The sequence below is a fragment of the Hydrogenoanaerobacterium sp. genome (assembly GCF_032017025.1).
In the GTDB taxonomy this organism is placed as follows: Bacteria; Bacillota; Clostridia; order Oscillospirales; family Ruminococcaceae; genus Hydrogenoanaerobacterium.
In genome coordinates, this window is record NZ_DALZQO010000021.1 from 20,659 (window position 1) to 44,904 (window position 24,246).

Sequence of the window (24,246 nt, forward strand, 5' to 3'; positions counted from 1 at the left end):
GGTGATGGTTGCTCCAGCAATGCCGTTTTCCAAAATGACGGAATCGGGGCCGGTCAGTGTCATGCCGCCGCTGCCGTTGGAGTCGGCAACAAAGAACACGATAGCTGCCCACGGAGACTCCGCACCTGTGGAATCCACCGCCTTGACGCGCACCAGATTTCTGCCCAACGGATAGCTTTGGGTTTCGGCGTTTCTGCCCTCCCACACATAGCGAATGGCGTCGCCATCAGGGTCGGTGCTGGAGGCAGTGATGGTGACATTGGTGCCGGGTGCAACGCTGTTGCCGCTGGGTGTTCTGTTGATGACGGGCGTTGTAGGCGCGGAGTTTGCAATGGTAAAGGTCTTAGAAGCCCATGCCGAATACAGCCCCGTGCTATCCTTGGCACGGACACGGACGGTGTGGGTGCCTACGGCGTAGTAGTTATCTGCAGATTTATTCTCCCATTCCAGCGTGGTGGCATCTCCATCCCCATCGCTTACCGAGGCAGTGATGTTGATGAGGAGTTTTCCATTTTGCGCCGTTCTGGTGGGCACAGCGGATAGTGTCACCGTTGGTGCGGCGCTTGTAATGGTGAAGCTCTTTTCTGTCCACGGAGAATATGCCCCAGCAATGTCCTTGGCGCGGACGCGAATGGTGTGCGCACCGGATGCATAGTAGCTGTCGGTGGTGGTGCCCTCGTATTCCAAGGTCACCGTGTCCCCATCGGGATCGGTGGCGGCAGCAGTGATATTCACTAAAAACTTACCATCCTTGACAGTTCGAGTGGGAACAGCGGTCAGCGTTGGCTGGTTAGGTGCGGTGTTGGTGACGGTGATGGATTCCTCATGGGTGGCACTTCTCCCAGCACGGTCGGTGACGGAGGCTTTCAGGGTAAAGGCTCCGGTATCACGAATGGAAATATTACCGCCGTCATTGCCCAGCGTGCCTTGATACTGCGCCGCCGTGCCCTCTTTTTCCAGTGTCCACGCAACGGTACAGCCGTCGAGGTGCTGCACATTCTTTGCGGTAATGGCAAACTCTGTGCCATAGTGAACTGTCTGCGGCATGGCAAATGCGTACTGCACCACCGGCAGAATGTCCACACGCTCACTGTGGGAATAGCTGCGGCTCAGGTAATCGGTCATGGTGGCGGTGAGGACATATTCTCCGTGGGTCTTAAAGGTGAGTTTGCCGCCATGGGCATTGAGAGTGCCGCTGAACGCTTCGGAAAGCGAAATGCTCTTACCGTCTTTGGTCACAGACCACTCCACAGGCAAAACATTGTTGTTACCGTGGGTACGCAGATCAATGGTAGTGTCAGTGTAGGCAAGGGGTGGCAGGGCAAAGTCGATGGTCAACACCGGAAGCACCTCGCATTTTTCCTTGCTCTCGTATAAAAAAACTCTGCCGGTTTCATCGGTGACTCTCGCCGCCAGCTCATAAGTTCCGGCTCGTTTAAAGCGGATAGTGCCTCCGTTATTGGTGAGCTTGCCGTCCACATAGGTGGGCCAGTCCTGAAAACCGTAGGTGTTGTCCACCAGCCACTGGATGGTGAGTCCCTCTAAATATGAGGTTTTGGGCGTTACGGTGATGTCACTGTCTGTGTGGGCAAACTTTGGCAGGCTGTAGGACACAGTCGGCACGGGATAAACGCGGAAGCTTTGCTCATAGCGATAGCTTCTGCCGCCATCATCGGTGAACTCTGCGGCAAGTACATAGTTGCCTTTTTGAGTGAATTGCAGCTCACCACCAGTATTGGTAAGCGTGCCTTTGGCTGCTTCGGAGAGCGCAATCTCTTTGCCGTCACGCTTCAGTGACCAGTTTGCGGTGTGGCTGCCAATCTCTCCAAACACCGCTTCCACCATAGCGGTTTTGTCTGTGTGGAAGATTTCGGGCAGATAGAAACCGGCAGAGCCTACTGGGTAGACCGTGATGCTTGCAGTGTCTGCAAACACTCTGCCGGTGGCATCGGTGACAGATGCGGTCAGCACATACACGCCTTTTTCTTTAAAGGGGACGGTACCGCCTGCAAAGTCACCTTCAATGGCCGTACCAATTTCCACAGGCTCGCCGTTTTTGGTGAGAGCGTATGAAACCTCCAGCCCATCGGCATTTTTTGTTTCTGTCTTGATGGGGACGGTCTTATCGGTATGAGAAACCGTAGGCAGTGTCAGCTTGACCTCTGCCACAGGGTAAACCGTGATATTGTCCTCTGCGGTGATGATTTTGCCAAGCTCATCCGCAATGGAGGCGGTAAGCGTATAGCTGCCTTTTTCTTTGAACACCAACGTGCCGCCCTCTGCGGAGAGCGTACCATCCAAGGCATCCGCAATAGCGATTTCCTTGCCGTCATGCTTCAAAGCCCAAGTAACGGTATTACTGCCAAGGTTCTCGGTTTTCAGCTCCACGGCAACGGCGGTATCGGTGTGAGCGGTGTCGGGCAGCGTGAATGCAGCTTTCACCACGGGATAAATGCTGACCGTCTGTTCCTGTGTCACCGTCACGCCGCGGCTGTTTTTTGCTGTGGCAATGAGGGTAATGCTGCCAATCTGCGTAAAGCTTACCTTGCCACCGCTTGCGGTTAATTCCCCCTTGATCACCTCGGTTAGCTCCACCGGAAGTCCGTTCTTTAGCGCTGTCCATACAACCTCGCTGACGTAGCGGCTTGTGGGCTTGATTTCGATTTCCTCGGAGGTATAGGCGGTTTTGGGGAGCGTAAAGGAAAGCTGCGGCGCCGGAACGTAAGAAGAACCGCCCCCACCGCTACCTCCACCCGAGGGCTTATCCTCGGGCTTTACCACAGGTGGCTTTTGCGGTTCTTCCTTTTTGATCTGCTTCTTGGCTTTTTCCGTGTCCAGCAGCATCTCAAAGGCTTCGCCGCGGGTGGCGTCGCCATCGGGGCGGACCATACCATCCGGGTAGCCGCTGACGATGTGGTAATGCTTGCCGGTGCAGATGTAGGCTTTTTGTCCCTCTGTGAGCTGGCTTTCGTCTAAAAATCCGATGTCACAGGGACAGGCACTGTCATGTTCACCCTTGCCAATGGCGCGCACCAGCATACGGATCATCTCCATGCGGGTGATGGGTTCATCCGGTAGAAACTTGCTGCCGAAATCGTCCTTTTGGATAATTCCTGCGATGATGAGTGCCTCCACATCCTGTTCTGACCAATGTCCCGCAAGGTCGGTGAAGCGGATGGTGACCTCTTGCTCGTCAGGCTCCGGCAGCTCCAATGTTCGCGCCACCAAGACGGCAAATTCTGCGCGGGTGATGAGTTCATCGGGGTGCGACAGACCATCGGGATAGCCGCAGAGAACACCCTTGTCTGAAAGAATTTTGATGGCATCCTCCGCCCAATGCCCCTTGGCATCTTCAAAATATTTGCCTGCGGCGTAGGCACTTCCCGCAAACAAGGAGATGACCATACAGACGCACAGGAGAATGCTGAGAGGGCGCTTAATCGTTTTATTCATCGGCACATCCTCCTACATTCCCGCCATAACGGGCTGGGACGCTTGCTCCTGCTGGGGGACGGGGGCTTCCTGCTCCTGCGTGGCGTTCTGGCTTTGGGTGAGTGCCTGCTGATATGCGCCGACAACTGCTTGGTCAAACTCCGCCTTGGCCTCCTTGGTGCAGGGAAAGCAGATGTCCTTGTATTCGCCGTTTCCGGCCTTGTAGCTGGGCATGGAGACAAATAGCCCACGAGAGCCCTCCATCACCTTTATGCCGCGCACGGCAAAATCTCCGTAGACATTGACCGATGCGGTCGCCTTACAGCTACCCTCCGGACGAAAGGAATGGATTTTCACATCGTATTTCGGCGGCGCTGGGGTTGTGTTCTTAGACATAATTTTTCCTCCTTCTGAAGCTTTTCGCCGTTCTTAACCGGCGTAGTTGAACATTTCCTTAATGCGCTGGGTCAGGGTGGGCAGCACCGTTTCTCCAAACAGGGTGTAGAGCCCCGCTAGAAGCAAAGCACCCAAAACCACGCAAATTAAGATTTTTACAGCGGTGTCAATATAGCCCTCGCCGCGGGTATCGGACAGGATGCGCCTGCCGCGCAGACAGGCGGTGTTCACTTTGGTGCGCAGGGGGGAGATGCGATTTTTAACCTTTTTGATAAACTGTGTCATGGTAGTTCCTCCTAAAATTTAGATTTGAACAAAAAAAGACAGCCACGGCTGTCTACAGCTCCATGCGCATGGTTTGCGCTGGTTCTTGGCTTTCAAAGCTGATGTTCTGAAAACCGAAGTGGTCTACATAGTGAAATTCGCTGCCCTCGCCGTCGTACAGCTCCACCACGTCGGACATGGACAGGGAGTGTCCGTTGTAGCCGGGCGGATGGTTCACGTTGCAACGGGCATAAATGCTTTCAAGGTCATTGGTGCCAAGCTGCCCATCGTAGGCGATACGGTAATTCTGGGGGTCGGGCGCACCAAATTCCTTGACCATTTCCTCGTAGCTGATAAATTTCATATGCACATCGTTTTCGGGCTTAAGCTGCCAAATGCGGATATTCTTTAGCGGCGCAGCTTGTGCGCTGCCGCTCATCTGCTCCCCAGCAAGCAGACGTTCCAGTACGCCGTCCATCCATGCGGGGGTAAGCTTTTTCTCTGCCAGCCAGCCGGTCAGCTCGTCATTTTGAAAGATGCAATCCACAATGGCCTTTTCTTTTTCTGTGTAGCCCGCTGGGTTGCCATAGTAGGAAATGAGGCCGTTTTTTAGGGTGATGCCGGGCATATCGCCACCTCCTTACTGCATTTCCATCCCTCCCATACCGGGGGATTCGCTCTGCTCCTGTCCTGCGGCTTTCAGCTCCGCCAGCCTTTCTGCCGCCCAATCGGGCAGATAGCTGTCCGCCAGCACGCCGATGAAGTCATTACGATTGAGCCGCGCCGTTTCGCCGTCCTTCAGATTGGTGGCGAACACCGCCCGCCCCCTGGAGTTTGGGTGGGAGCCAAAGCCACCAGTGCAGAGCCAGAGCTGACTCTGCGGGGTCAGACAGGTTTCCTTGAGAAGATCGGGCGACATGACGATGACCTTGCCCTCAAAATCCTGCTTGTCAGCATCGGTCAGGCATTGGGTGTGGTCGAACAATCCAAGGCTCTGGTACGCTCTGCGGTACTGGTTGACGAAGCCATCCAACACAGCGGGATGACTGTCCACTGCAAATCGGTAGCGGTAGGCGTTCTCCTTATCGGGCGGGATGTAGGTTCTCTTTGCCCAATCGTGGTTGCCGCGGGAAAACCTGCCATCGTATTCTTTTTGCTGGAGGGAGTTGGCTAGGACATAGGTCGTCCTGTGGTAGCCATACTCGGCAATGACCGAGGCGGCGCAGTCGGATTCGAGGTGCATTCCGTCAAAGTCACGGCGGATGGCCTGCTCAATGGCATCCTTACAGGCAACATTCAGCTTATGGCTGTCCCTCCACTGAGGCAGTTCCTTCAGCCGCCCCGCTTCCTCACGGGAATAGGGATAAACGCTGGGAAACTCCTTATTTTCCATAGACAATTTCCTCCAACATAATTAGCTCATCCAGTTTGGCAAGGCAGACACCGGCTTTTGCGAGGATTGCCACAATAGCAGGCGGTACATCGGTAATGTCCTGCTGAACATCAGATTCGACTACCACGATTTCGCCGCTGTCCTCATCGGTGTAGGCTTCCAGCTTGGCACCCTGGGGAATTCCGGCTTCCTCCAAGATATAATCGGGTACATGGACTTCACCGCTGCCATTGAGCAAATCTTGGCAGAACGTACAGTGCATCACACAATCGGCGGGGCTGTCCTGGCAGCTGCTCAGAAAAGCACACGCTTCGCTGCACTGCTTGTCCTTGCAATCAGCGGGGTCGTGTTCTTCTCCGCAGTTATCACAAAAGCCGCAGGCCTGTGCCAGCACCACGGTGAGATCGGACGCCATATTGCTAAGGGTGTCGATGAGCGAAGTCAGCTCAAGCACTGTCATTTCACCTTTGTAAATCACACAAGCGCTATCATTTACGACAACATCTAGCTTTTCGGCCTCCCCAAGAGCGCTGTCCATGAGCAACGTGCGGATGATGTCCTTTTCCTGCATTTTTTTGTTCTGATTTTTCCTCATAGTCGGTTACCTCCAAAATATTTGTTTATTCTTCTTCACCCGGCATCAGACCGGGTAGTCCTGCATCAAATAGATTCATCTGTGCCGGGGCATTGCGGCTGCGCTCCTGCATATCGTAGTTGGCAATGAGGATTTCGGGAAACTGTGCCCCATTGTCATACCGCTGCTTGATATTGCTGATGCGGGTGTAGGCATCAATTTGAATGCCCGGTGCATCGTAAAGATTGCGGATAAACTCGCAGTCGTTATAGGACAGCAAAAATTTGCCTTGGGCTTTCATCAACGCATCCCGCAGGCGGATATGATCTTTTTCCGTAAAGCCGTCCTCGCCCACATTTTTGTAATAGGATTCTGTTTCGTAGTACGGCGGGTCACAGTAGAAAAAGCTGACAGGGCGGTCGTACTGCCCAATCAGCTTTTCAAAGTCCTTATTCTCAATGACCACCTTGGCAAGCCGCCTGTGAGCCTGCTCAATGATGGGAAAGTTGGAGCGGATGTCGTGGGGCTGACTGCCGAAGCTGGTCAGCCCCGATGCGTAGCTGTAGCGGATGAGCTGGTAAAACCACGCCGCCTTTTGCACATCGCTGGCGGGGCTGTCACGGGCAAGGGCGTTTTTGACAAAGTCAAAATCCTCACGGGAGTTGAGGCAGTATTTCAGCGCATCCATCAGCTCGGTGGGCTTTTCCCGCACACAGCGGTAGAGATTAGTGAGCAGACTGTTGAAGTCGTTGTATACCTCAAAATCGTTGCCGGGGGGCTTGTGAAACAGTATCCAGCCACCACCGCCAAATACCTCAATGTATCGCTCATAGTAGAGGGGGAACAAATTGACAATCAAATCCCGCAGGGATTTCTTCCCGCCAATCCAAGACATAAAGCTGTTTATACGTCATCACCTCCCGGCGGAAGTCGGTGATGTTCCTGTTTTCTTTTTTCCAATGTGGGACACCTCCTTTCGGCCGCTCCCGAAAGGAAGAGCAACAGCCGCATTCCTTTTGGAAAACGGCCTGTTGCTGATGGGCACATAAAAAAGCACCAACTTTTTCAAGTCGGTGCTAAATCACGCCCAATGTTTTGAGAAGCTTGACTGCGTCAAGCGCCCCAGCCTTGTAAACTGCTTTTAGCTGAATGCCGCTAACGGCATTCTTTTGCTCATCATACGCCATAACAGCTTTTTGGGTCTGCTTATCGGAAATTTTAGCGAGCAACGCTTCCAGCAGTTCCTGTTGCTCTACGAGAAGCGCCATAAACTCTGGATTTTCCCGAAGCTCCGCCATCGCTTTTTCACTGCGCTCGTCAATGAGCTGTTCCAATGCTTCCATGTTCTTCACCTCCTTCAAGCACAACACAATGCCACACTTTTTGCAGGAAAGCTATACCAAAGTGCAACAAGGATTTGACTATTTCATTTCCATACGCATGGCAGGGCTATCTCGGTTTAGGCATTGCTCTACCGTCTGTCCATCCAGTGACCACAGCACGCCGTAGTCGGTCATGGCAATTCCTTTTTCCTCAATCAGCTTTTGTCCGTACCGCTCCAGATTGGCGCAAGCGAATAATTCTTCTTGAAGCTCAATGCAGTATTTTGAAAGCTGATGCTTTGCATACTCGTCGGGTGTGGCGGCTTCTCGGATAACGGAAAAGCTTTGAATCTGCGTAGACAGCTCCAACGCCTCGGGAATGGTAATATCCTCTGGCGCAGCATCCAGCATTGCCTTATAGGTACAGGTTTGTTCTTTGGAAAATCCTTTGATGATGTTGGAAAGCTCATTTAGCTGGTCAATATCCTCCAAAAATCCGAACGCATCTGAAAGCTGGGGAATCGTGCTTTCAGATTTATAAAAACAGCAGCCCTCAATGCCATCTGCCCCAATCTGATGCAGTGCCGATTTCAATGTTTCGTCATCATAGGGTAGCGTGAGGACTACACAATGCTTGTCGTTTGGTTCATCGCCCTGGGGCAGTGTGGCAATCTCCAGTAAAAATACATAGTCCGGTTTTTGAGGAAACGTCAAATTTTCACTGCTGTACTGACGGCTCATCTCGCCGCTATGGACAACATAGCCCTTTTCGGTAAACACACCGCCCTCAGCTGACCGTGCCTGCTTGCCGATTTCCTCATAGTTGAGCAAATCGTATGCGGTGTCAGGCAGATTATCGGGAATGACAGGAAAATCATTTTCCACATAAAATCTGCCGAGCTGCTCATCGTCAAACACACCATTTGCAATCTGGCAATCGCCGGTGCTGTGGGTCATGTTGATGAGCCGCTCTACCCCAATGGGGGCATACTCGGTTTTAACAGAGTCCATCATCACCATGCCCTCAAAGCAGTCCAGCTCCCACTGGCTCATGGTGGCAAGCTGTCCTGCGAGGATGTTCAGCTCATACAAATTTGCAGTGTCGGGGATAAACTGCGGCAGATAGTCCAGCTTGCTATTTGCGACCTCCACGCTGTAGATATCACGCTCATTGGTAATCCCAGCTTTGTCCAGTGCATCCAGCAACGCAAAGTCGGCAGCGGGGAGGGATAACCGCACCGCCTTGGGTGCGCCCTGTTTTAAGAGATAGACTTCTAACATTTTTACTCCTTTCACGAGGAAAGGCATTACCGCGTTTCATGGCGGCAATGCCTTTTGGTTTATTCGTATAGGTTGATGATTTCAAGGCTTTGCTTTTGTGCCATGCGGACGGTTTGCGCCGTTCCGCTGACCGATTGTCCGTTCCAGCAGCAGATGACTCTGTTGCTGCGGTCAACCATGTACTGATTTCGCTGGGCGTAGCACTGGCTGCTGTAGCGTGTGTTTAGCGTGATGACCTCGTCACACATGGGCATGATTTCATAATACCGCTCATGGTCTGCTACCGAAAGCCGTACAGCTTGTTCCTCAAAAGGTATGATTGCCCACAGCCGAATCAGCTGAGGGTTTTGCAGGTTAATCAGTGATTTCTTTTTAATGACTTCCTCTGCCGCCATAAGGTCGAAGCCGTAAGCGCCGCCGAACAAAAAGGTGTCATACCCATCTGCGATTGCTTTGTCGATTTCATCTGCCAGCCTTAGCCGCAGCCTTTCTAATGCATCACCCTTGGGGAGCTTTTCGCTCCGATGTCCTGTAAAGCATACTGTTTTTTCCCTGTTGATCTTCTCGTCCACTTTGCATCCTCCAGTCAGTATATTTGTTGTGTGTATGGACACAATCCATACACAGTATAAATAACATGACTGTTACAGTCAAGCAATAGGGATATAATTTATATTGACAATATCCATACTTGAAAGGAGGATTATTTGTGGAACGACTAAAACAACTAAGGGAAGCCAAGGGATTGACCCAGCTTCGCCTTGCCATGGAGCTGAATGTATCCCAAGAAACCATTAGTGGCTATGAAATCGGCAAAGCTGTACCACCTGCGGAAATGTTGGTGAAACTGGCTGATGTCTTGGACAGCTCGGTAGACTACATTCTTAGCAGAACTGATATCAAGTCCACGCTGCGGGCTTCGGAGCTTAACGAGCAGGAGGCAGAAATACTTGCGATTCTTCGCAAACAGCCACAGGACAAACGCACATTTGTGTATGACATGATTAAGGGTCTTGATAAATAACAAACGGCAGGATGATTTTTCATCTTGCCGTTTTTCTTATCCCATGGTCATTGTCATGCCCATATTTTGCTGTTCTTCGGGCGAGAGCACGGAAAAAATATCCTCACCCACAATGACACCTAAACTCTGCCCATTTTCAAATTTGCAGTGGAGTGTGCCAATGTCGTCCACCGCCTGCACCACACCCTCGGTGCCCGATGGGATGGGTGCATAGGGGTCATCCATATGGTCAAGACGGATGCGGGTGCCGGGCGGATATTGCGCCTTGATCCGTGCCACTTGGTTCTGATTCATCATCTTACATTCCTCCCATCATCATGCCTTGCGTTTGCTCCTTGTCAAGCAGTTCCATCATTGCGGGGGTGTTGCCCCGATAGGCAATGTAGCCATAATCGGTAAAGCTGCCGCCTTCTGCCCGAATGCGCTGCTCACCATATCGCTTGAAGTCAATGTATTCCTCCAGATTTTCGTCGAATTCATAGCGCCCGGAGTCAATAATCATGTATTTGCCATAGGCGGTGGGGCTATGGACACCCGGTATGGCGGTAAACTCATAGAAATTGTCCGCCAGCACCGCCACGTCCTCCGGTGTTTTGAGGGATACCATATCCACAATGGCATGAAAGGCGGCGCAGGCTTGCGAATCAAAGCCGCGATAGGCACGAGCAAGGTTATTTAAGGCGTCCAAATGCTCGGACAAGGGGTAATCCTCGGTAAAAATGCCATAGACATTCTCGTCCATTACTGTGCATTCCAAGCTGGCGGCGCAGGAGTGCGCCGATTCAACACCGAGGCGGCAGCACGCCTTTTGGATTTCCACTTCCCAACAGGGAAGATACAGATACTCATACTGCACACCGCTTTTGGGATCGTCCACCTCCAGTGTGATCACCGCCACATCGTCTCCCCGGTAGCTGTATTCAGGGAATTGCCTGCCGTTGTAGACCAGCTCTGGCTGATTGCCGGTGGCATACAGCACGCCATACGGAGTAATGGCGCCCTTTTTCTCTCCAATCAGTCTGCGCCCGATTTCCTCAAAATTCGTTCGCTCCATTTCCACCATCGACATCGTCATGAGGCGGCTGAATTCATAGTTTTGCCCAATGGCTGCGGCGTCGGAGAAATCCGACACCAGACAGTGGCAGTGCAGATTGAAGGTGAGGTTGATGAGGTCTTTCACCTCGGTGAGCTGCTCGGTAAACGCCGCCGCGTGGAAGGTCTGCGTCTCTTTCTTGTCGAAGCTATCCAGCCGTTTGGCGAGGTACTGCACCTCATCGGCGTTGACACACTGGCCGGTGAGCTGCTGGAGGGCGCCATCATCGCCAGTGATGTGGTCTACGACGCAGTTTTTTTCTGTGGTGATGCCAACGCCAATCCCATCCAGCATCTTTTGAAAATCCCCCTCAATGGCGGGGAACTCAATGGTGGCTGTTCGGTAGCTGGGGGCGTCATTTCTGCGGAGCGTCAATTTCAGCATAGCGATTCTCCCTTCTTCGATCTAATCGGTTCATGTCGGTTCTCAAACATTCACCCTCTTTGCCGTAGCACACAAAGCCGTGGGAAGCGTAGGGACACGCACCGCAGCTTGCAAAGGGCCCATGTGGGCGGGGCGGGATTTCCGGTCTGCCACGAGGCACGAGGCTCTCTGTGTCGTAGCAGGCATATCGCTTATTTCGTTTATATCTTACTAACATAAATTTCCCCTTTCTGAAAATAGAAAATCGGCCGAGGAAAGGCTTACTGCCTTAGCTCGACCGCGCTGGTGTCATTATTCCATCTGCATACCGAACGTCTGTGAATCCGTCGCCACAATTCGCTCCCGCAAATCTGGGACGGCAGCTTCTATCTGGTTTTGCGTTCTTTCGAGCAGTGATATCCGCGCATCCGACAGCTCGTATTCGTGATCCAGCGTATCTTGTGCACAGCGGTACAACTCGGTGAGCTGCTCATCCGTGAACTGGCGCCCTTTTTCCACCAGCCCTGCACGGCAGGCAAAGTCCTCTTTGGCTGCGGCGTAACCGTTCATGAAATAATTACCTTGCTCAAAGCCTGTGCCGCTGGCATCGTGCCGCCATGTGGCGAACTGATATCCATAGCGCCCTTTTTCTTTTCCAGCCAAAACCACACCGTTGAAGTCAGCCAACAGGCGGTAGGATTCGTTTCCGCTGTCCGACTGGAGCAGTGGCGCACTTTCCATCAGTGAGGTGTATTCGTACATCATCTCGGAAAAGGGCACCACTTTGTGGTAGAGCTCGGAGCAGTCTCTGCTTTCTACATAGCCGGAGCTAATGTAAAGCATTCCACTGGGTTCCACACAGATTGCCGGTTGACCGTCCAGCAGGATGGGTAATCGCCCACGCTCTACCTCAGCGGTCTGGATGCCCTGTTCTGCCAGCGTGCGGGATAGCTCGGTGAAAAACTTGTTGCTCATGTCATTCCTTCTTTCTTTTCCAAAAACAAAAAAGGGCGCTGACTTTTTTGGCTTAATTCAGCCTTAAAATCAGCGCCCTTGGGTGCTTTCGGATTCATATTTTGGGCAGTGCCCTTTTTGAAGTTGGATGCCCTACAAAAAAGGGCACCATAGATGCCGCAAGGGTTTGCGGGGATGTATATAAAAAAGAGCGCCACTTTTGAGCCAGCATTTCTGCTGATTCAAAATGGCGCTACTTTTTGTTTTCTGTTCGTATTGTTTGGCGTGTGATTTCAGCTCCCGAAAAAAGGGCGCTGCCTCACACGCTTTTGCTTGCAGGTTCAAGCCTCATCAGTGTGAAGCTTTTACCTAAATAAATCTATGAAAAAAGGGCTTCCACTTTTTAAAGTGAAAGCCCTCGAAAGGCGCATGGATACTGGCTTTGTGAGCCATAAATCTTTTTTGCCTTTCATTTTTGGTGCGAAGGATGGGACTTGAACCCACACAGTCGTGAAACCGCTAGCACCTCAAGCTAGTGCGTCTGCCATTCCGCCACCCTCGCATATTCGTTACACTTTCTGTGGAACGAATATTATTATATCAACAACACGACTAAAAGTCAAGCACTTTTTTCATATTCTTTCTTTTTTATACAACAAAAAACTACATTATAATATTACACGTGCTCCCGGTCTTGGTTGGAGTTACGTTAATGCGCGTAGGTATGCGCTCTTTCAGCTCGCTGACGTGAGAGATGATACCCACGACGCGTCCGTCTTCACCCAACGACATCAGCGTTTGCACTGCCGCATTCAGCGATTCATCGTCCAGCGTGCCAAAGCCTTCATCAATAAACATGGTATCAATCACCACGCCACCTGCGTACATTTGTACAATGTCTGCCAGGCTGAGTGCTAAAGCGAGTGAAGTTTTAAAGCTTTCGCCGCCCGAAAGAGTAGTAATATGCCGTGCCTTGCCGCTGTAGTTGTCAATAATCTCAAGGCTTAGCCCCGATGCCCGCCCAAACTTTTCTCGATCCGCTTTGCGGCGCAGCTCGTAGCGGGAACAGGTCATTTTACCAAGACGAATGTTTGCAAGCGCAATAATATCATCAAAGTAAGATGCAAGCACGTAGCTTTCGAACGAAATTCGCTGTGCGTTGTTGCCGCTTGCAAGGCGGTACAGCTCGCTGACGTCTTTATATTGCGTATAAAGCTTCGACATACCATTGTAGCGCTCGCGAATGGAACCAACTGCCTGTGTGTTGATTTTTACCCGTGCGGCAAGCATAACCTTTTGCTGGTTCAGCTCTGAAATCCGTGTGGTAAGCTCTTTATGCTGTGCACTCAGCAGATCTGCATCTACTGGTTCTTTGCCCTCAAGTTCGGTCTCTAAAGAGTTTAGCTCAGTGGTGGCAGCCGTACAGGCGATATTATAGCTGTTGATGATCTCTTCGAGCTCTGAAGCCTTATCTATGAGCGCGCGGTGTTCCTCATACATTTCGCGTGAGGGAAAGCGGAAAATGTTTAAATCGGCTTGGAACTGGTTCTGTGCAAGGCTTAGCTGATTGTTCAGCCCAAACATCTTGCTGCGTGAAATTTCTACTGTTTTACACAATTTGTCATATTCCGATTTCGCATCCATAAACCGTTGTGTGGTAGCGGTGAGCTGCTCATCAATCTGTATGATTTGGGCGTTGGTAACCGCAATTTCTGCCTTTAATTGCTCTGCGCTCTCAATGCCGACGGTGAGCTGCTCACGCAGCTCTTCAATTTGCCGTTTTTTATTGTCGAGGTCTGAATTGGTTTTGAGCAGAAGATTGGTTATCTTTGCAACCTCTTCAAGCACCGCAATTTCATCGTTGTATTTGTTGTCAATGCTTGCAAACCCGGTCAGCTCGGCAATCTCCTGCTCCATTTCATGGATTTGCTGCTCTAGAGCAGCAACCTGACTGCTACAGGCTTCTTTTGCCGCAGTTATCTTTGCAGGGTGCCTTAAAATTTCTCCCTCGTCAAAATCAAACACGTCATCCATATAGTTAATTTGGCGGTAGCAGGTTTTAAGGTCTGCCTCAAGCGAATTCAGCTGCGCTGATAATGCATCCAACTGGGCGCGGGTTTCGTCTAAATCGGCCTGTGTAGGTACGTCTTCCGTAAGCTTGGCTGGTGCCGGATGATCGAACGAACCGCAAACAGGGCAGGGGGTGTGATCCTCCAAAGTGCGTGCCAAAATACCCGCTTGAGCACTTAAAAATCGGTCGTAGCGAATGATGTATTCCTCTTTCACCGCCGCAAACTCTTTGGCATGTTCCACTGTTTTTTCACAAAGCAACGAGAGTTGTTCCATATTTGCAAGCTTTTTCTGAGCATCCCTGCACAGTGTGAGCACGCCGGAGCGTTCTTTCAGCTTTTGCAATACCATCTCGTTTTTCCTTAGGCGCTCTCGAATTTTACGCAGTTCTGTAAGCTCAGTATTGCAGCGGTCAATCTTATCAAATACACTTTTTGCCGTTTCCAGCCCTGCACGGTGCTCAATCAAGGTTTGCTTTACGTCCTCGCGCAATTTCGCCTCGTGCAGTGCTGACTGCGACTGCCGCATTGTGTTGGCAAGCACCGGTAGCCGATTTTGGCATTCTTGCACTTCTCTTTGGTATTCGGAGATTTGTGCACTCAGCTGCGCAATAACATCGTCCGACTTGCTCACCTGCTGTGCGCCACGGATCAGCTCCAGCTTGGTTTTTTGGTCGGCAATATAGCCTTTGCGCCCAAGTAAAACCGCCATTTTTTTACGAAGATCCTCCAGTGCCGCAAACTTACGGTTGGTTGCCACAATCTGCTCTAAATTCAGCTTATCTCTGAGTGAGTTCAGGTCAGCCAGCTTAAGTTCAAGGTTTGCAAGCTTTTCCTGGTCGCTTTTTACAAAGGCTTCTGCCGCTGTGAGCAGTACCTCCACATCAATCGATTCTGCTTGTGTCATTGCAAACAGCTCAGCATCCCCGCCGCAATCCATGGCACCGGCGTGCACCGCAATGGCATCGGTTTGCTTGCGGATGGAAGTGTCCAGTGTGCGTGTTTTTTCACCCAGCTCCTGGGTGAAACGGTCAAACAACTGGGTGGAGAAAATACGGCGAAAAATCTCCTGCTTTTCATCGGAGGATGCTTCGAGCAAGCGCTGGAATTCCCCCTGTGCAAGCATTACAATCTGCTTAAACTGGCTGAGGTTGATACCAAGAATTTCAGTCACACGCACGTTTACATCCACAGCGCCGGTTATAACATCGCCGCTTGGCAAAGTGAGCTCCACCTTGCTGGGTACCATGGTGTAAGTACCTTTGCTGGTCATTTTTTGCTGCTGTGGCTGACGAAAAATACGAAACAGCTTACCGCGCAGTTCAAACTCGAAATAGATGCTGCAAAGCGTGGTTTCGGGTGCAAAGTCACTCTTGAAATTCTCGTTCTGGCGGTTATCACCGCTTGCTCTGCCGTAAAGCGCAAAACAGATTGCATCAAAAATAGTGGTTTTACCTGCACCTGTAGGGCCGGTTATCAAAAAAATTCCGTTTTCGGTAAATGTGGTAAAATCAATTGTTTCACTGCCGGAAAACGGGCCGAATGCGGTCATTGTCAGCTTAATTGGCTTCATCGTCCATTCCTCCCTGCAACTTACTCAACAGCTTGTCTGTCATTGTACGGCGCGATTCGGTCATATCTTCTGTCTTTACTGCGCTGTAAAACTCCTCAAACAACTGCTGGGGTGATTTGTTTTTTACCGAAGCGGCTGCACCAACAGCAGCATCAAACTCACGTTTGCGCCCGATGAGCTCCATACCCATGATGTTCGGGTATACTGCGCGCAGCTTATCCATCGCGCCCGGTATTAGGCTGTCGTCCGTTAGTAGTGCGTATACATAGTCCTTACAGTTTCCCAAAGGTCTGGCAGCGTCGCTCAGCCGCTCAAAGCTGCCCTGTATCACGCGCATGTCACGCTGCGGGGTAAGGTCAAACCTTTTTATGCTCATTTCGCCCTTTTCACGCAGCTCCAAAGTGGTGAGTGATTTTGGCGCCCCGCTTTCCTGTACAGAGTATTTCAGCGGCGAGCCGCTGTAACGGATGAAATCGCGCCCTGCCATCTGTGGGCGATGAAGATGCCCAAGCGCCACATAGTCGAACATATCGACGTAAGAAGCATCAATCAAATCGCTGCCTCCAATGCTGATCTCCGAGTCGCTGCGCTCCACCGCAGCAGGGTCTTTCAGGTAAGAGAAAAAGCCGTGGGTGATTAGTACATTTCGCTCGGTGAGGTCTATCTCCGGCAGGTTGTGGCTCATTACCACGCGAAATGCATCGTCGTAACTGTGTATCTTTTCATCGGGAAAATCCGCGCGTACAATTGCAGGCTCAAGATAGGGCAGGCAGTAAAAATGAATGTTGCCAAACCCATCTTTCAACGTCACTTTGCGAATATTCTTATTGTAGATACCCTCCAGGTACAGCCCTGAGCGCTCATAAAGCCTGCTCGCAAAGTTCAGGCGCTGGGGGCTGTCGTGGTTGCCGCTCACCGCAATGACCGGGATTTTAGCTTCTACCGTGATACGGTAGAATACGTCGTCCAGCAGGGTTACCGCATCCGCAGGCGGTATTGAGCGGTCGTATAGGTCGCCCGCTACCAGCAGCAGCTCGGCTTTCTGCTGTACCAAAAAATCAATCATCTGATTGAGTATAAATCTTTGATCGTCCAGCATCGAAAACTCATTCACAATTTTACCGAGATGCCAGTCCGAAGTATGTACAATCCTCATAATAAGATACCCTCCGTCGAATATTGCTGAAATAGATAACTCTATTTTAAACCGTGCCCGCACAATAGTCAAAGGTTGGTTGTATATTTTTGCCTCTTGCTGAATATAGTTGGACTAGCACATGACTTTGACAATAACAGGGAGGACTGGAAGATGGCAAGACGTGAAGCAAGAGACGGCGGATATGCGGGCCTCACCACGCAGCAGGCTAACAAACGCCTGTTTGAATATGGTGAAAATGTACTGGAGGCAGGTAAAAAGCATAGTGCGTTAAAAATGTTTTTGGGGCAGTTTAAAGATTTAATGGTCATTATCCTGCTGATTGCCACAGCACTTTCGGTGTTTATGGGTGAAGCGGTTGAAGCGCTCACCATTGTACTCATTGTACTGGTCAACGCAATTCTCGGCTTTGTGCAGGAATTCCGCACCGAAAAAACGCTGGACGCACTCAAAAACCTTGCTGCGCCCCACGCCAAGGTGATACGCGACGGTAAAAAAACCGAGCTGGAAGCGATTGAGCTTGTACCGGGCGACTTGATTTTGCTTGAGGCAGGCGACCGCGTCCCCGCCGATGCACAGGTGCTGGAAGCGAGTGCACTGCAGGCCGATGAGGCGATGCTCAGCGGTGAATCGCTGCCGGTGGAAAAGCTGGAGGATGAAAACTTTGAGCACCCTTCACGCGAGCATAACTGCATGGTGTTTATGGGGACAAACATTGTAAAGGGGCGCTGCAAAGCAATTGTGCTTGATACCGGTATGCGTACTGAGATGGGTAAAATTGCAGGGCTTCTTACCGATATTGAGGAAGAAAGAACCCCGCTGCAAGAAAAACTGGATGGAATGAGCAAATACCTTGCTATCGGTTGCCTTGCGATATGCGGCATTGTTACCGTAACCGGCATTGTGCGCGGTGAACCTATTTTTGATATGATACTCACCGGCATTTCACTGTCTGTGGCGGCCATTCCCGAAGGGCTGCCCGCTGTCGTTACCATCGCCCTTGCCCTTGCCGTATCGCGCATGCTCAAACGCAATGCACTTATCCGCAAGCTGCATTCCGTTGAAACAATGGGGTGTGCAGGCGTTATTTGCTCCGATAAAACCGGTACCCTCACCGAAAACCGCATGACGGTAAAAGAGATTTTTACCACAGAGCGCCAGCTGACGGTGACAGGTAGTGGCACTGAGAAGAGCGGAGAGCTGCTTTACCAAGGCAGCAGCGTCGGTGTCGCTGCTCAGCCGGATGTGCGCCTGCTGCTTGACATTGCGGTGATGTGCAACAACGCACACCTTGAAAATGAACCAGATGAGCTGTTTGGCCGCCATAAAAACAGGTCCTCATGGCAGGTGAGCGGTGAACCCACCGAGGTTGCACTCATGATTATGGCGGCAAAAGCTCATGTCACCGAAAAAACAGCCGCAGTCAGCTACACCCGTATCGATGAGCTTCCGTTTGATTCTATCCGCAAGTGCATGTCGGTTGTGGTGCAGGCGCGCAGCGGTGTAAGATATTTACTCACAAAAGGCGCACCCGATATCATTTTGGAAAAGTGCAGCCAATATCAGAGGGGTAGAGATCAGGAGCACCTCACCCTTGCCACCCGGAGAACAATCGAATCGGCCAATGAACAGATGGCGAAAAAGGCACTGCGCGTGCTCGCCTTTGCTTACCGTGAACTGAGGGAAGGTGAGAACCCTTCTACCGAAGAAAACCTCACATTTGTAGGGCTTGCGGGAATGATTGACCCACCGCGCAAAGAAGCATTTGAAGCGGTGCGCAAGTGCCACAGGGCCGGCATTAAAACGGTTATGATCACGGGCGACCATAAGCTTACCGCTTCTGCCATAGCTACCGAACTAAACATATTGCGCAAAGGTGATTTGGTGCTCACCGGCAAAGAGATTGACCGCATGGGCGATATCGAATTTGAAAGCGTTGTGGGCAAAGCCGCCGTGTTTGCGCGTGTCAGCCCCGAGCATAAGCTGAAAATTGTACGTGCCCTCAAAAAACAAGGGAATATTGTGGCAATGACGGGCGACGGTGTTAACGACGCACCGGCCGTTAAAGAGGCGGATATTGGCGTATCGATGGGCGAGGGCGGTACCGACGTCACCAAAGAGGCGTCCTCGGTGATATTGCTTGACGATAACTTCGCCACCCTTGTTGCCGCCATTGAAGAGGGCAGGGTAATTTACCGAAATATCCGTAAATTTATCCGTTATCTCCTCTCATGCAATATCGGTGAAGTGATTACAATGTTCGTGGGTATGCTTATGGGCATGCCAGTAATCCTGCTTCCCATTCAAATACTACTCATAAACCTTGCTACCGACGGCTTGCCCGCCATCGCACTGGGGCTCGAGCCTGCCGACCACGATGTGATGGAGGTGCGCCCGCGTGGCAAAAACGAAAGCATTTTTTCCGGCGGCTTGCTTTCCACCATCATCTTTCGCGGCTGTCTCATCGGGCTCACCACCATTGCGGTGTTCAGCAACTTTATGCGCGAGTTTGGTGACCTGAGCACCGCGCGTACCGGGGCATTTGCAACGCTCGTCATCACACAGCTGATTCATGTATTTGAATGCAAAAGTGAAGAGCATGGTTTATTCCGCATCAATCCTCTAAATAATATTAAGCTTATTTTAGCGGTGCTGGTATCGGCAGGGGTGCTGTGGGCGGCAATCTATGTGCCGTTTCTCAATACCGTATTCCAAACCGTTCCGCTCGGTTGGCATCACCTTATGACGATGCTTGTCTACGTGATGTTTGCTCCGGTTCTTTCCTCCATCCTTATTCTTACCAAGCGCAAGCCGCGTATGATTGACCCCAACAATACGAAAAATTAAAAACTTAAAAAGGAAGAGTGCCTCGTTTAAACGAGACACTCTTCCTTTTTTGCGAGGGATAAACAGGCCAATTACTGACCTTAAAAATTATGCGTGGCACAGTTCGATTGCAACCTCAGCAGCAGTCGAAGCATCAGGGGTATAGCGGTCAGCACCAATTTGCTGGCAGAAAGCATCGGTAACCGGTGCGCCGCCAATCATAATTTTAACCTTTTCACGAATGCCTGCAGCCTCAACAGCGGCAACGACATCCTTCATAACTCCCATGGTTGTGGTGAGAAGGGCAGAGCAGCAAATAACAGTGCAGCCCTCATTTACAGCAGCCTCAACGTATTTCTCGGGCGGAACATCGGTGCCAAGGTCAACCACCTCAAGGCCTTTGCCTTCCATCATCATTTTAACAAGATTTTTACCAATATCATGCAAATCACCTTTTACGGTACCAATGCAAACCTTGCCGCTTGCTTCAACACCGGCTTCGCTCAGCAAAGGCTTGAGTAAAGCTGCGCCCGCGTTCATGGCACGTGCGGCAATCAGAACCTCAGGTACATAAACCTCGTTGTTTTTGAACTTTGCGCCGATGATACCCATACCGGCAAGCAAGCCTTCTTCCAGAATCTCCTTTGCGGAAATACCCTGGGCAATTGCATCCTCAACCAGTTGTTTTACAATTTTCGCTTTGCCTTTTTGAAGGTTCTCAGAGATTTCAGCTAAAATGCTCATTTGTATCGTCTCCTTATTGATATAATGAAAAATTTATTTGTTTCTAGCAGGCTTTATAAGCCCGCGTGATTCACGATACTTTCCGGGAGTAACGCCCGTCATTTTTTTGAATACCTTTGAAAAATAGCTTTGATCTTCAAAGCCTACAATGCCTGAAATATCCACCAGCTTGATACTGTCCAATAAAAGCAATTTCTTGCTTTTTTCAATGCGCACTTTGTTCAGATAAGTGTTAAAGTTGCAGTTCATTTCTTCCTTAAACACCTTGCTAAAATACGAGGGAGAAAGGTAAACAAACGAGGCAACCTCTTCCAGTGTAATTTTGCTTGCATAGTTTTTGCGTATATATTGCGCCGCCTTGCGGATAACATCTACATGCTTCACATCTGTAAACTTAAACACCAAATCGGTAAATTTGTTCATCACGGCAGAAAGCCAGTAGCACAGCTCATCAACCGATGCAATTTTTGCGATCTCGCCCATATAACGGTGGTTCATCTTTAAAACCAGCGCTGTTTCAGCACCGCCATCAATTGCAGCGCGAGAAAGCAGAACAATCAGTTCGTACACCCGCGATTTAATAATTGGAAAATCCCCGCCCGACGAAAAGAAGATATGCCCGAGCAGTTCATTGAGCAGGCGCTGAGAATTCGGTTTGTCCGAATCGACGAACGACTGTAGCAGTTCATGCTCTTTTTCCAGCGGATAGGGAGGAGCCTCCTGTTTGTTTTGCAGTTTCAACTGATAAATAAAGTCTCCGACTTGGCCTTGAATCGCATCCGAATCCTGTGTTTGCAGCATTTGGTTGCAAGCAGCGACATTATTCAAAAAGCCGACTGACATAAACAGCATGGTAGACATGCGTGAGACACGCTCGGGGCTGACGTAAGGGATGTCTTTTATAACCTCCGTTACTTTAGCCAATTTTGCCTCCGAAAGGCTAAACCCGCTTAAATCAAAGTTAATATAGTCATCGGCATCTACCATCAAAAGTGGACCAGCGGTTACCAATGCAACTCCTTCATTCTCACTCATAATTGGTGATACAAAGTAAGTCAGCCCCATTGGACAATAATATATGTATTTTCCTCCAAAGCGCTCCGCCTGCATCATTCCATAAAGATGGGCATCGCGGCAGGTAAGGCCCACCTTGTTGCATTCCTTCACGATGGAACAAATTTCGCAAGAATTGCAGCTGTAACCGGTGGTGTGCAGTATATTTCCGCTAAAGTCAGAGACGGTGCAGCCAATGCCGGTTGACGCAGAAAACGCGTCGGCGCATTCTGTTGCAAGCGTAAGATTAAAATGGCTGATCGTTTCTTCTAAAATATGCGGCATTATTTTTATACCTTCCTTTTCTATAGTGTAACACAGTGCAACATGCTGTTCTTATAAAATAATTGCTTTTTTGGTAAATTATTATGGCATATTAGATAATTTTATAGAATAATTCGTTTAATAAATTGTCTACTATATAGATAGGAATATTATATCTGAGAAATCATGGGTATTACGCGTACAGGAATCCGCTGTTTTAAACAGTAGCTGATCACACTGCGTGTACCTTTTGACTTCATATCCCAGAATGCAAGCACACAATCGGCATAATCACAAATCTGTCGATTGCGTATTAACGGTGCGGCTTTGCCGAATTTGCTGTATTCAGGCAAAAAACAAATCATTTTAATATTAAGTATTTCTGCTGCTGCGTTTGCAAAATAATCCACTCCATGTGCGCCACCGCTTACAAGTTCGGTAATATTTACCGGAATATAGGGCAGAATAGTGCTAACCGTAAAATTGCCACATTTGCGCGATCCCACAATAGCCATCTTCATCCTGTCACAACCTTGCAATTTTTTTAATATTTAACTTATTCTATCATCGGTAAATCATAACTGTCAAAGGAAGATTTACATATTACAAAATTGATAACCAATTTGAATACATTTTACCTTTCATAAAAATCATCCGTCCGTCCAAAATAGTTGTTGTCGAATGATTATTTTTTTGAAGATGTGAGGATGCTTTATGAGAAAATTTTTAAAAGTAACGGTGGGCACGTTTGCAATTTGCGTTGCAGCGCTGCTTTGTGTTTTATTCTATATCAGCAGTTTGCTTCCCGATCGATATATGATAGCGGAAGGCGAGCAATTTTCCATTCGTTCTCAATTAAATGTAACCGCAAGCGTTGAAAATAATGGCAACTTGCGGCAGGTGTTTACACAGTCTGGCAATACCTATCAGGCACAGCTCAAACTGTTCGGTGCTATTCCGCTCAAACAGGTGACGGTGCAGGTAGTGGATAAGCAGATGGTTGCGGCATGCGGCTCACCGTTTGGCATTAAAATGTTTACCGAAGGCGTCATGGTGGTTGGGTTAAGCGATCTCGATACCGAAGCCGGTAGTATAAATCCCGCAAAAGAAGCCGGTATCCGAATTGGTGATGTTATGACGCGTATCGATGGCAAAGAAGTATATTCGAATGAGCAGGTTGGAGAAATTGTTGAAAAAAGCGGCGGAAAACCCCTTAAAGTCAGCCTAAAACGCAAGAACACCCCAATGACACTTACGCTTGTCCCCTGCAAAAGCAATGTCAGCGATGGATACAAGGCTGGGATGTGGGTTCGTGATTCCTCAGCAGGCATTGGTACAATGACCTTCTACGACCCCATATCGGGCGTATTCGGCGGTTTAGGGCACGCCGTGTGTGATGTTGACACCGGTGAGATTTTGCCCCTGATGAGCGGTGAAGCAGTGCAGGTGGATATCACCGGATGTGTGAAAGGAACAAGCGGAGCACCTGGCGAGCTGCAAGGCAATTTTTATGAGAACGGCAAGCTTGGCAACCTTTACCTAAATAACGAAACAGGCATTTATGGTACACTCAACGCTAAAATTACTCCGCCGGTACTCATGCCTATCGCTTTTCGACAGGAGGTTAAAGCAAGTGCCGCCACTATTTTGACAACGCTTAACGGCAGTACTCCGCAAGAATACGACATTATAATTGAGAAGGTTAATTTCGGTGACAACAATCCAACCAAAAACATGGTAATTCGCATCACTGATCCCAAGCTTCTTGCAAAAACCGGCGGTATTATACAGGGTATGAGCGGCAGCCCTATCCTGCAGGACGGCAAGCTCGTAGGTGCTGTTACCCATGTATTTGTTAACGATCCGACACGCGGATTCGGTATATTTGCAGAGAATATGTATTATTCCATCGATAACGTTGAAAATGCGATTAGGATGGCATCTTAATAATCTGCAAATTCTTACACAAAATTTTTTATAGGATTGTGATAAAAAGACGAAAAAAGGGTATTGCCAATTATGGTAATTTATGGTAATATGTAGCAGACGGAAATATTTCAGACAACTTGGAGGAATTATCATGGATAGCAGGTTAAAAATTATTATCGCAGACGATAATAAAGATTTTTCACTACCGTGTTCCAATCTCTTGAAGACTTATGGCTTTGAGACCACCATTCAGGAAAAAGATGGTGCGGTTTTGCTCGAAAAAATTTCCGAGCTCAAGCCCGATGTTGTATTGTGCGACATTTTTATGCCGTACTTTGACGCAATTTCGGTTATGAAGCAGGTTAAGAACGCGGGCAATGCAAAACCTCTTTTTATGGTCATGTCAACCTTTGACAACCCTACCCTGCAAAAAGAAGTCATGGATACCGGAGCGTCTTACTACTTCCTAAAGCCTTTTGACGTTGAGGTTTTAGTGGAACGAATCGTTCAGCTTACCGGCATACGTAAAATGGTGA

The 24,246-nt window shown here is 49.7% G+C and carries 23 protein-coding genes and 1 tRNA gene; 4 read left to right on the forward strand and 20 right to left on the reverse strand.

The window, feature by feature from the left end:
- The 10 genes from RTV33_RS11980 to RTV33_RS12025 form a co-directional block, all read right to left on the reverse strand.
- Nucleotides 1–3,453 (reverse strand): S-layer homology domain-containing protein (locus RTV33_RS11980; RefSeq protein WP_312644540.1); only part of this gene is annotated, 3,453 nt, incomplete at its 3' end.
- 12 nt (nt 3,454–3,465) lie between these two features.
- Nucleotides 3,466–3,828: a SpoVG family protein gene (locus tag RTV33_RS11985; protein WP_312644542.1), complete on the reverse strand. Its 363-nt coding sequence runs from the start codon at nt 3,826–3,828 to the stop codon at nt 3,466–3,468.
- Nucleotides 3,829–3,861: 33 nt separating this feature from the next.
- Complete coding sequence (locus RTV33_RS11990; RefSeq protein ID WP_312644544.1) at nt 3,862–4,113, reverse strand: DUF6133 family protein; 252 nt, start codon at nt 4,111–4,113, stop codon at nt 3,862–3,864.
- 52 nt (nt 4,114–4,165) lie between these two features.
- Nucleotides 4,166–4,720, reverse strand: coding sequence for a YodL domain-containing protein (locus RTV33_RS11995; RefSeq protein WP_312644546.1), 555 nt, complete (start codon nt 4,718–4,720; stop codon nt 4,166–4,168).
- Nucleotides 4,721–4,732: 12 nt separating this feature from the next.
- Complete coding sequence (locus RTV33_RS12000; RefSeq protein ID WP_312644601.1) at nt 4,733–5,485, reverse strand: DUF3849 domain-containing protein; 753 nt, start codon at nt 5,483–5,485, stop codon at nt 4,733–4,735.
- Complete coding sequence (locus RTV33_RS12005) at nt 5,475–6,080, reverse strand: hypothetical protein (RefSeq protein WP_312644547.1); 606 nt, start codon at nt 6,078–6,080, stop codon at nt 5,475–5,477. Before RTV33_RS12005 ends, RTV33_RS12000 begins: the two co-directional genes overlap by 11 nt.
- A gap of 25 nt (nt 6,081–6,105) precedes the next feature.
- Nucleotides 6,106–6,954: a DNA adenine methylase gene (locus RTV33_RS12010; protein ID WP_312644549.1), complete on the reverse strand. Its 849-nt coding sequence runs from the start codon at nt 6,952–6,954 to the stop codon at nt 6,106–6,108.
- A gap of 181 nt (nt 6,955–7,135) precedes the next feature.
- Nucleotides 7,136–7,402, reverse strand: coding sequence for a hypothetical protein (locus RTV33_RS12015; RefSeq protein ID WP_312644551.1), 267 nt, complete (start codon nt 7,400–7,402; stop codon nt 7,136–7,138).
- A 78-nt stretch (nt 7,403–7,480) separates the two neighbouring features.
- Nucleotides 7,481–8,662, reverse strand: a complete 1,182-nt coding sequence (locus tag RTV33_RS12020; RefSeq protein WP_312644553.1) for an antirestriction protein ArdA — start codon at nt 8,660–8,662, stop codon at nt 7,481–7,483.
- A gap of 59 nt (nt 8,663–8,721) precedes the next feature.
- A complete protein-coding gene (locus tag RTV33_RS12025) occupies nt 8,722–9,234 on the reverse strand; it encodes an SLOG family protein (RefSeq protein ID WP_312644554.1) in 513 nt (170 codons plus the stop codon).
- Nucleotides 9,235–9,371: 137 nt separating this feature from the next.
- On the opposite strand from RTV33_RS12025, the gene RTV33_RS12030 reads away from it, so the two are divergent.
- Nucleotides 9,372–9,686: a helix-turn-helix transcriptional regulator gene (locus RTV33_RS12030; RefSeq protein ID WP_312644556.1), complete on the forward strand. Its 315-nt coding sequence runs from the start codon at nt 9,372–9,374 to the stop codon at nt 9,684–9,686.
- A 36-nt stretch (nt 9,687–9,722) separates the two neighbouring features.
- On the opposite strand, the gene RTV33_RS12035 is transcribed toward RTV33_RS12030, so the two are convergent.
- The 7 genes from RTV33_RS12035 to RTV33_RS12065 form a co-directional block, all read right to left on the reverse strand.
- Entirely contained in the window at nt 9,723–9,983 is a 261-nt protein-coding gene (locus RTV33_RS12035) for a DUF4314 domain-containing protein (protein WP_396327445.1), read from the reverse strand.
- A 1-nt stretch (nt 9,984) separates the two neighbouring features.
- A complete protein-coding gene (locus RTV33_RS12040; protein ID WP_312644558.1) occupies nt 9,985–11,163 on the reverse strand; it encodes an antirestriction protein ArdA in 1,179 nt (392 codons plus the stop codon).
- Nucleotides 11,135–11,380 carry a hypothetical protein gene (locus tag RTV33_RS12045; RefSeq protein ID WP_312644560.1) on the reverse strand — a complete coding sequence of 82 codons (246 nt, stop codon included), beginning with the start codon at nt 11,378–11,380 and terminating at the stop codon, nt 11,135–11,137. The genes RTV33_RS12040 and RTV33_RS12045 overlap by 29 nt, the downstream gene beginning before the upstream one ends.
- Nucleotides 11,381–11,454: 74 nt before the next feature.
- Nucleotides 11,455–12,117 carry a hypothetical protein gene (locus RTV33_RS12050; RefSeq protein ID WP_312644562.1) on the reverse strand — a complete coding sequence of 221 codons (663 nt, stop codon included), beginning with the start codon at nt 12,115–12,117 and terminating at the stop codon, nt 11,455–11,457.
- Nucleotides 12,118–12,572: 455 nt separating this feature from the next.
- A tRNA-Leu gene (locus RTV33_RS12055) sits at nt 12,573–12,658 on the reverse strand.
- A gap of 101 nt (nt 12,659–12,759) precedes the next feature.
- A complete protein-coding gene (locus RTV33_RS12060) occupies nt 12,760–15,738 on the reverse strand; it encodes an SMC family ATPase (RefSeq protein ID WP_312644564.1) in 2,979 nt (992 codons plus the stop codon).
- Entirely contained in the window at nt 15,725–16,894 is a 1,170-nt protein-coding gene (locus RTV33_RS12065) for an exonuclease SbcCD subunit D (RefSeq protein WP_312644566.1), read from the reverse strand. Before RTV33_RS12065 ends, RTV33_RS12060 begins: the two co-directional genes overlap by 14 nt.
- A 153-nt stretch (nt 16,895–17,047) precedes the next feature.
- On the opposite strand from RTV33_RS12065, the gene RTV33_RS12070 reads away from it, so the two are divergent.
- Entirely contained in the window at nt 17,048–19,741 is a 2,694-nt protein-coding gene (locus RTV33_RS12070) for a cation-translocating P-type ATPase (protein WP_312644568.1), read from the forward strand.
- A gap of 87 nt (nt 19,742–19,828) precedes the next feature.
- Here RTV33_RS12070 and RTV33_RS12075 read toward each other — a convergent pair whose 3' ends face one another.
- The 3 genes from RTV33_RS12075 to RTV33_RS12085 form a co-directional block, all read right to left on the reverse strand.
- Nucleotides 19,829–20,464, reverse strand: coding sequence for a corrinoid protein (locus tag RTV33_RS12075; protein WP_312644569.1), 636 nt, complete (start codon nt 20,462–20,464; stop codon nt 19,829–19,831).
- Between the two features lie 33 nt (nt 20,465–20,497).
- Entirely contained in the window at nt 20,498–21,802 is a 1,305-nt protein-coding gene (locus RTV33_RS12080) for a PocR ligand-binding domain-containing protein (protein ID WP_312644571.1), read from the reverse strand.
- A 149-nt stretch (nt 21,803–21,951) separates the two neighbouring features.
- Nucleotides 21,952–22,302 carry a hypothetical protein gene (locus RTV33_RS12085; RefSeq protein ID WP_312644573.1) on the reverse strand — a complete coding sequence of 117 codons (351 nt, stop codon included), beginning with the start codon at nt 22,300–22,302 and terminating at the stop codon, nt 21,952–21,954.
- Nucleotides 22,303–22,495: 193 nt separating this feature from the next.
- Here RTV33_RS12085 and spoIVB point away from each other — a divergent pair, with 193 nt between their 5' ends.
- Together spoIVB and RTV33_RS12095 are read left to right on the forward strand one after the other, a co-directional pair.
- Nucleotides 22,496–23,728 carry a SpoIVB peptidase gene (spoIVB, locus tag RTV33_RS12090; RefSeq protein WP_312644574.1) on the forward strand — a complete coding sequence of 411 codons (1,233 nt, stop codon included), beginning with the start codon at nt 22,496–22,498 and terminating at the stop codon, nt 23,726–23,728.
- A 133-nt stretch (nt 23,729–23,861) separates the two neighbouring features.
- Nucleotides 23,862–24,246, forward strand: a 385-nt coding sequence (locus RTV33_RS12095) for a response regulator (protein ID WP_312644575.1), incomplete at its 3' end; no start/stop codon positions are given.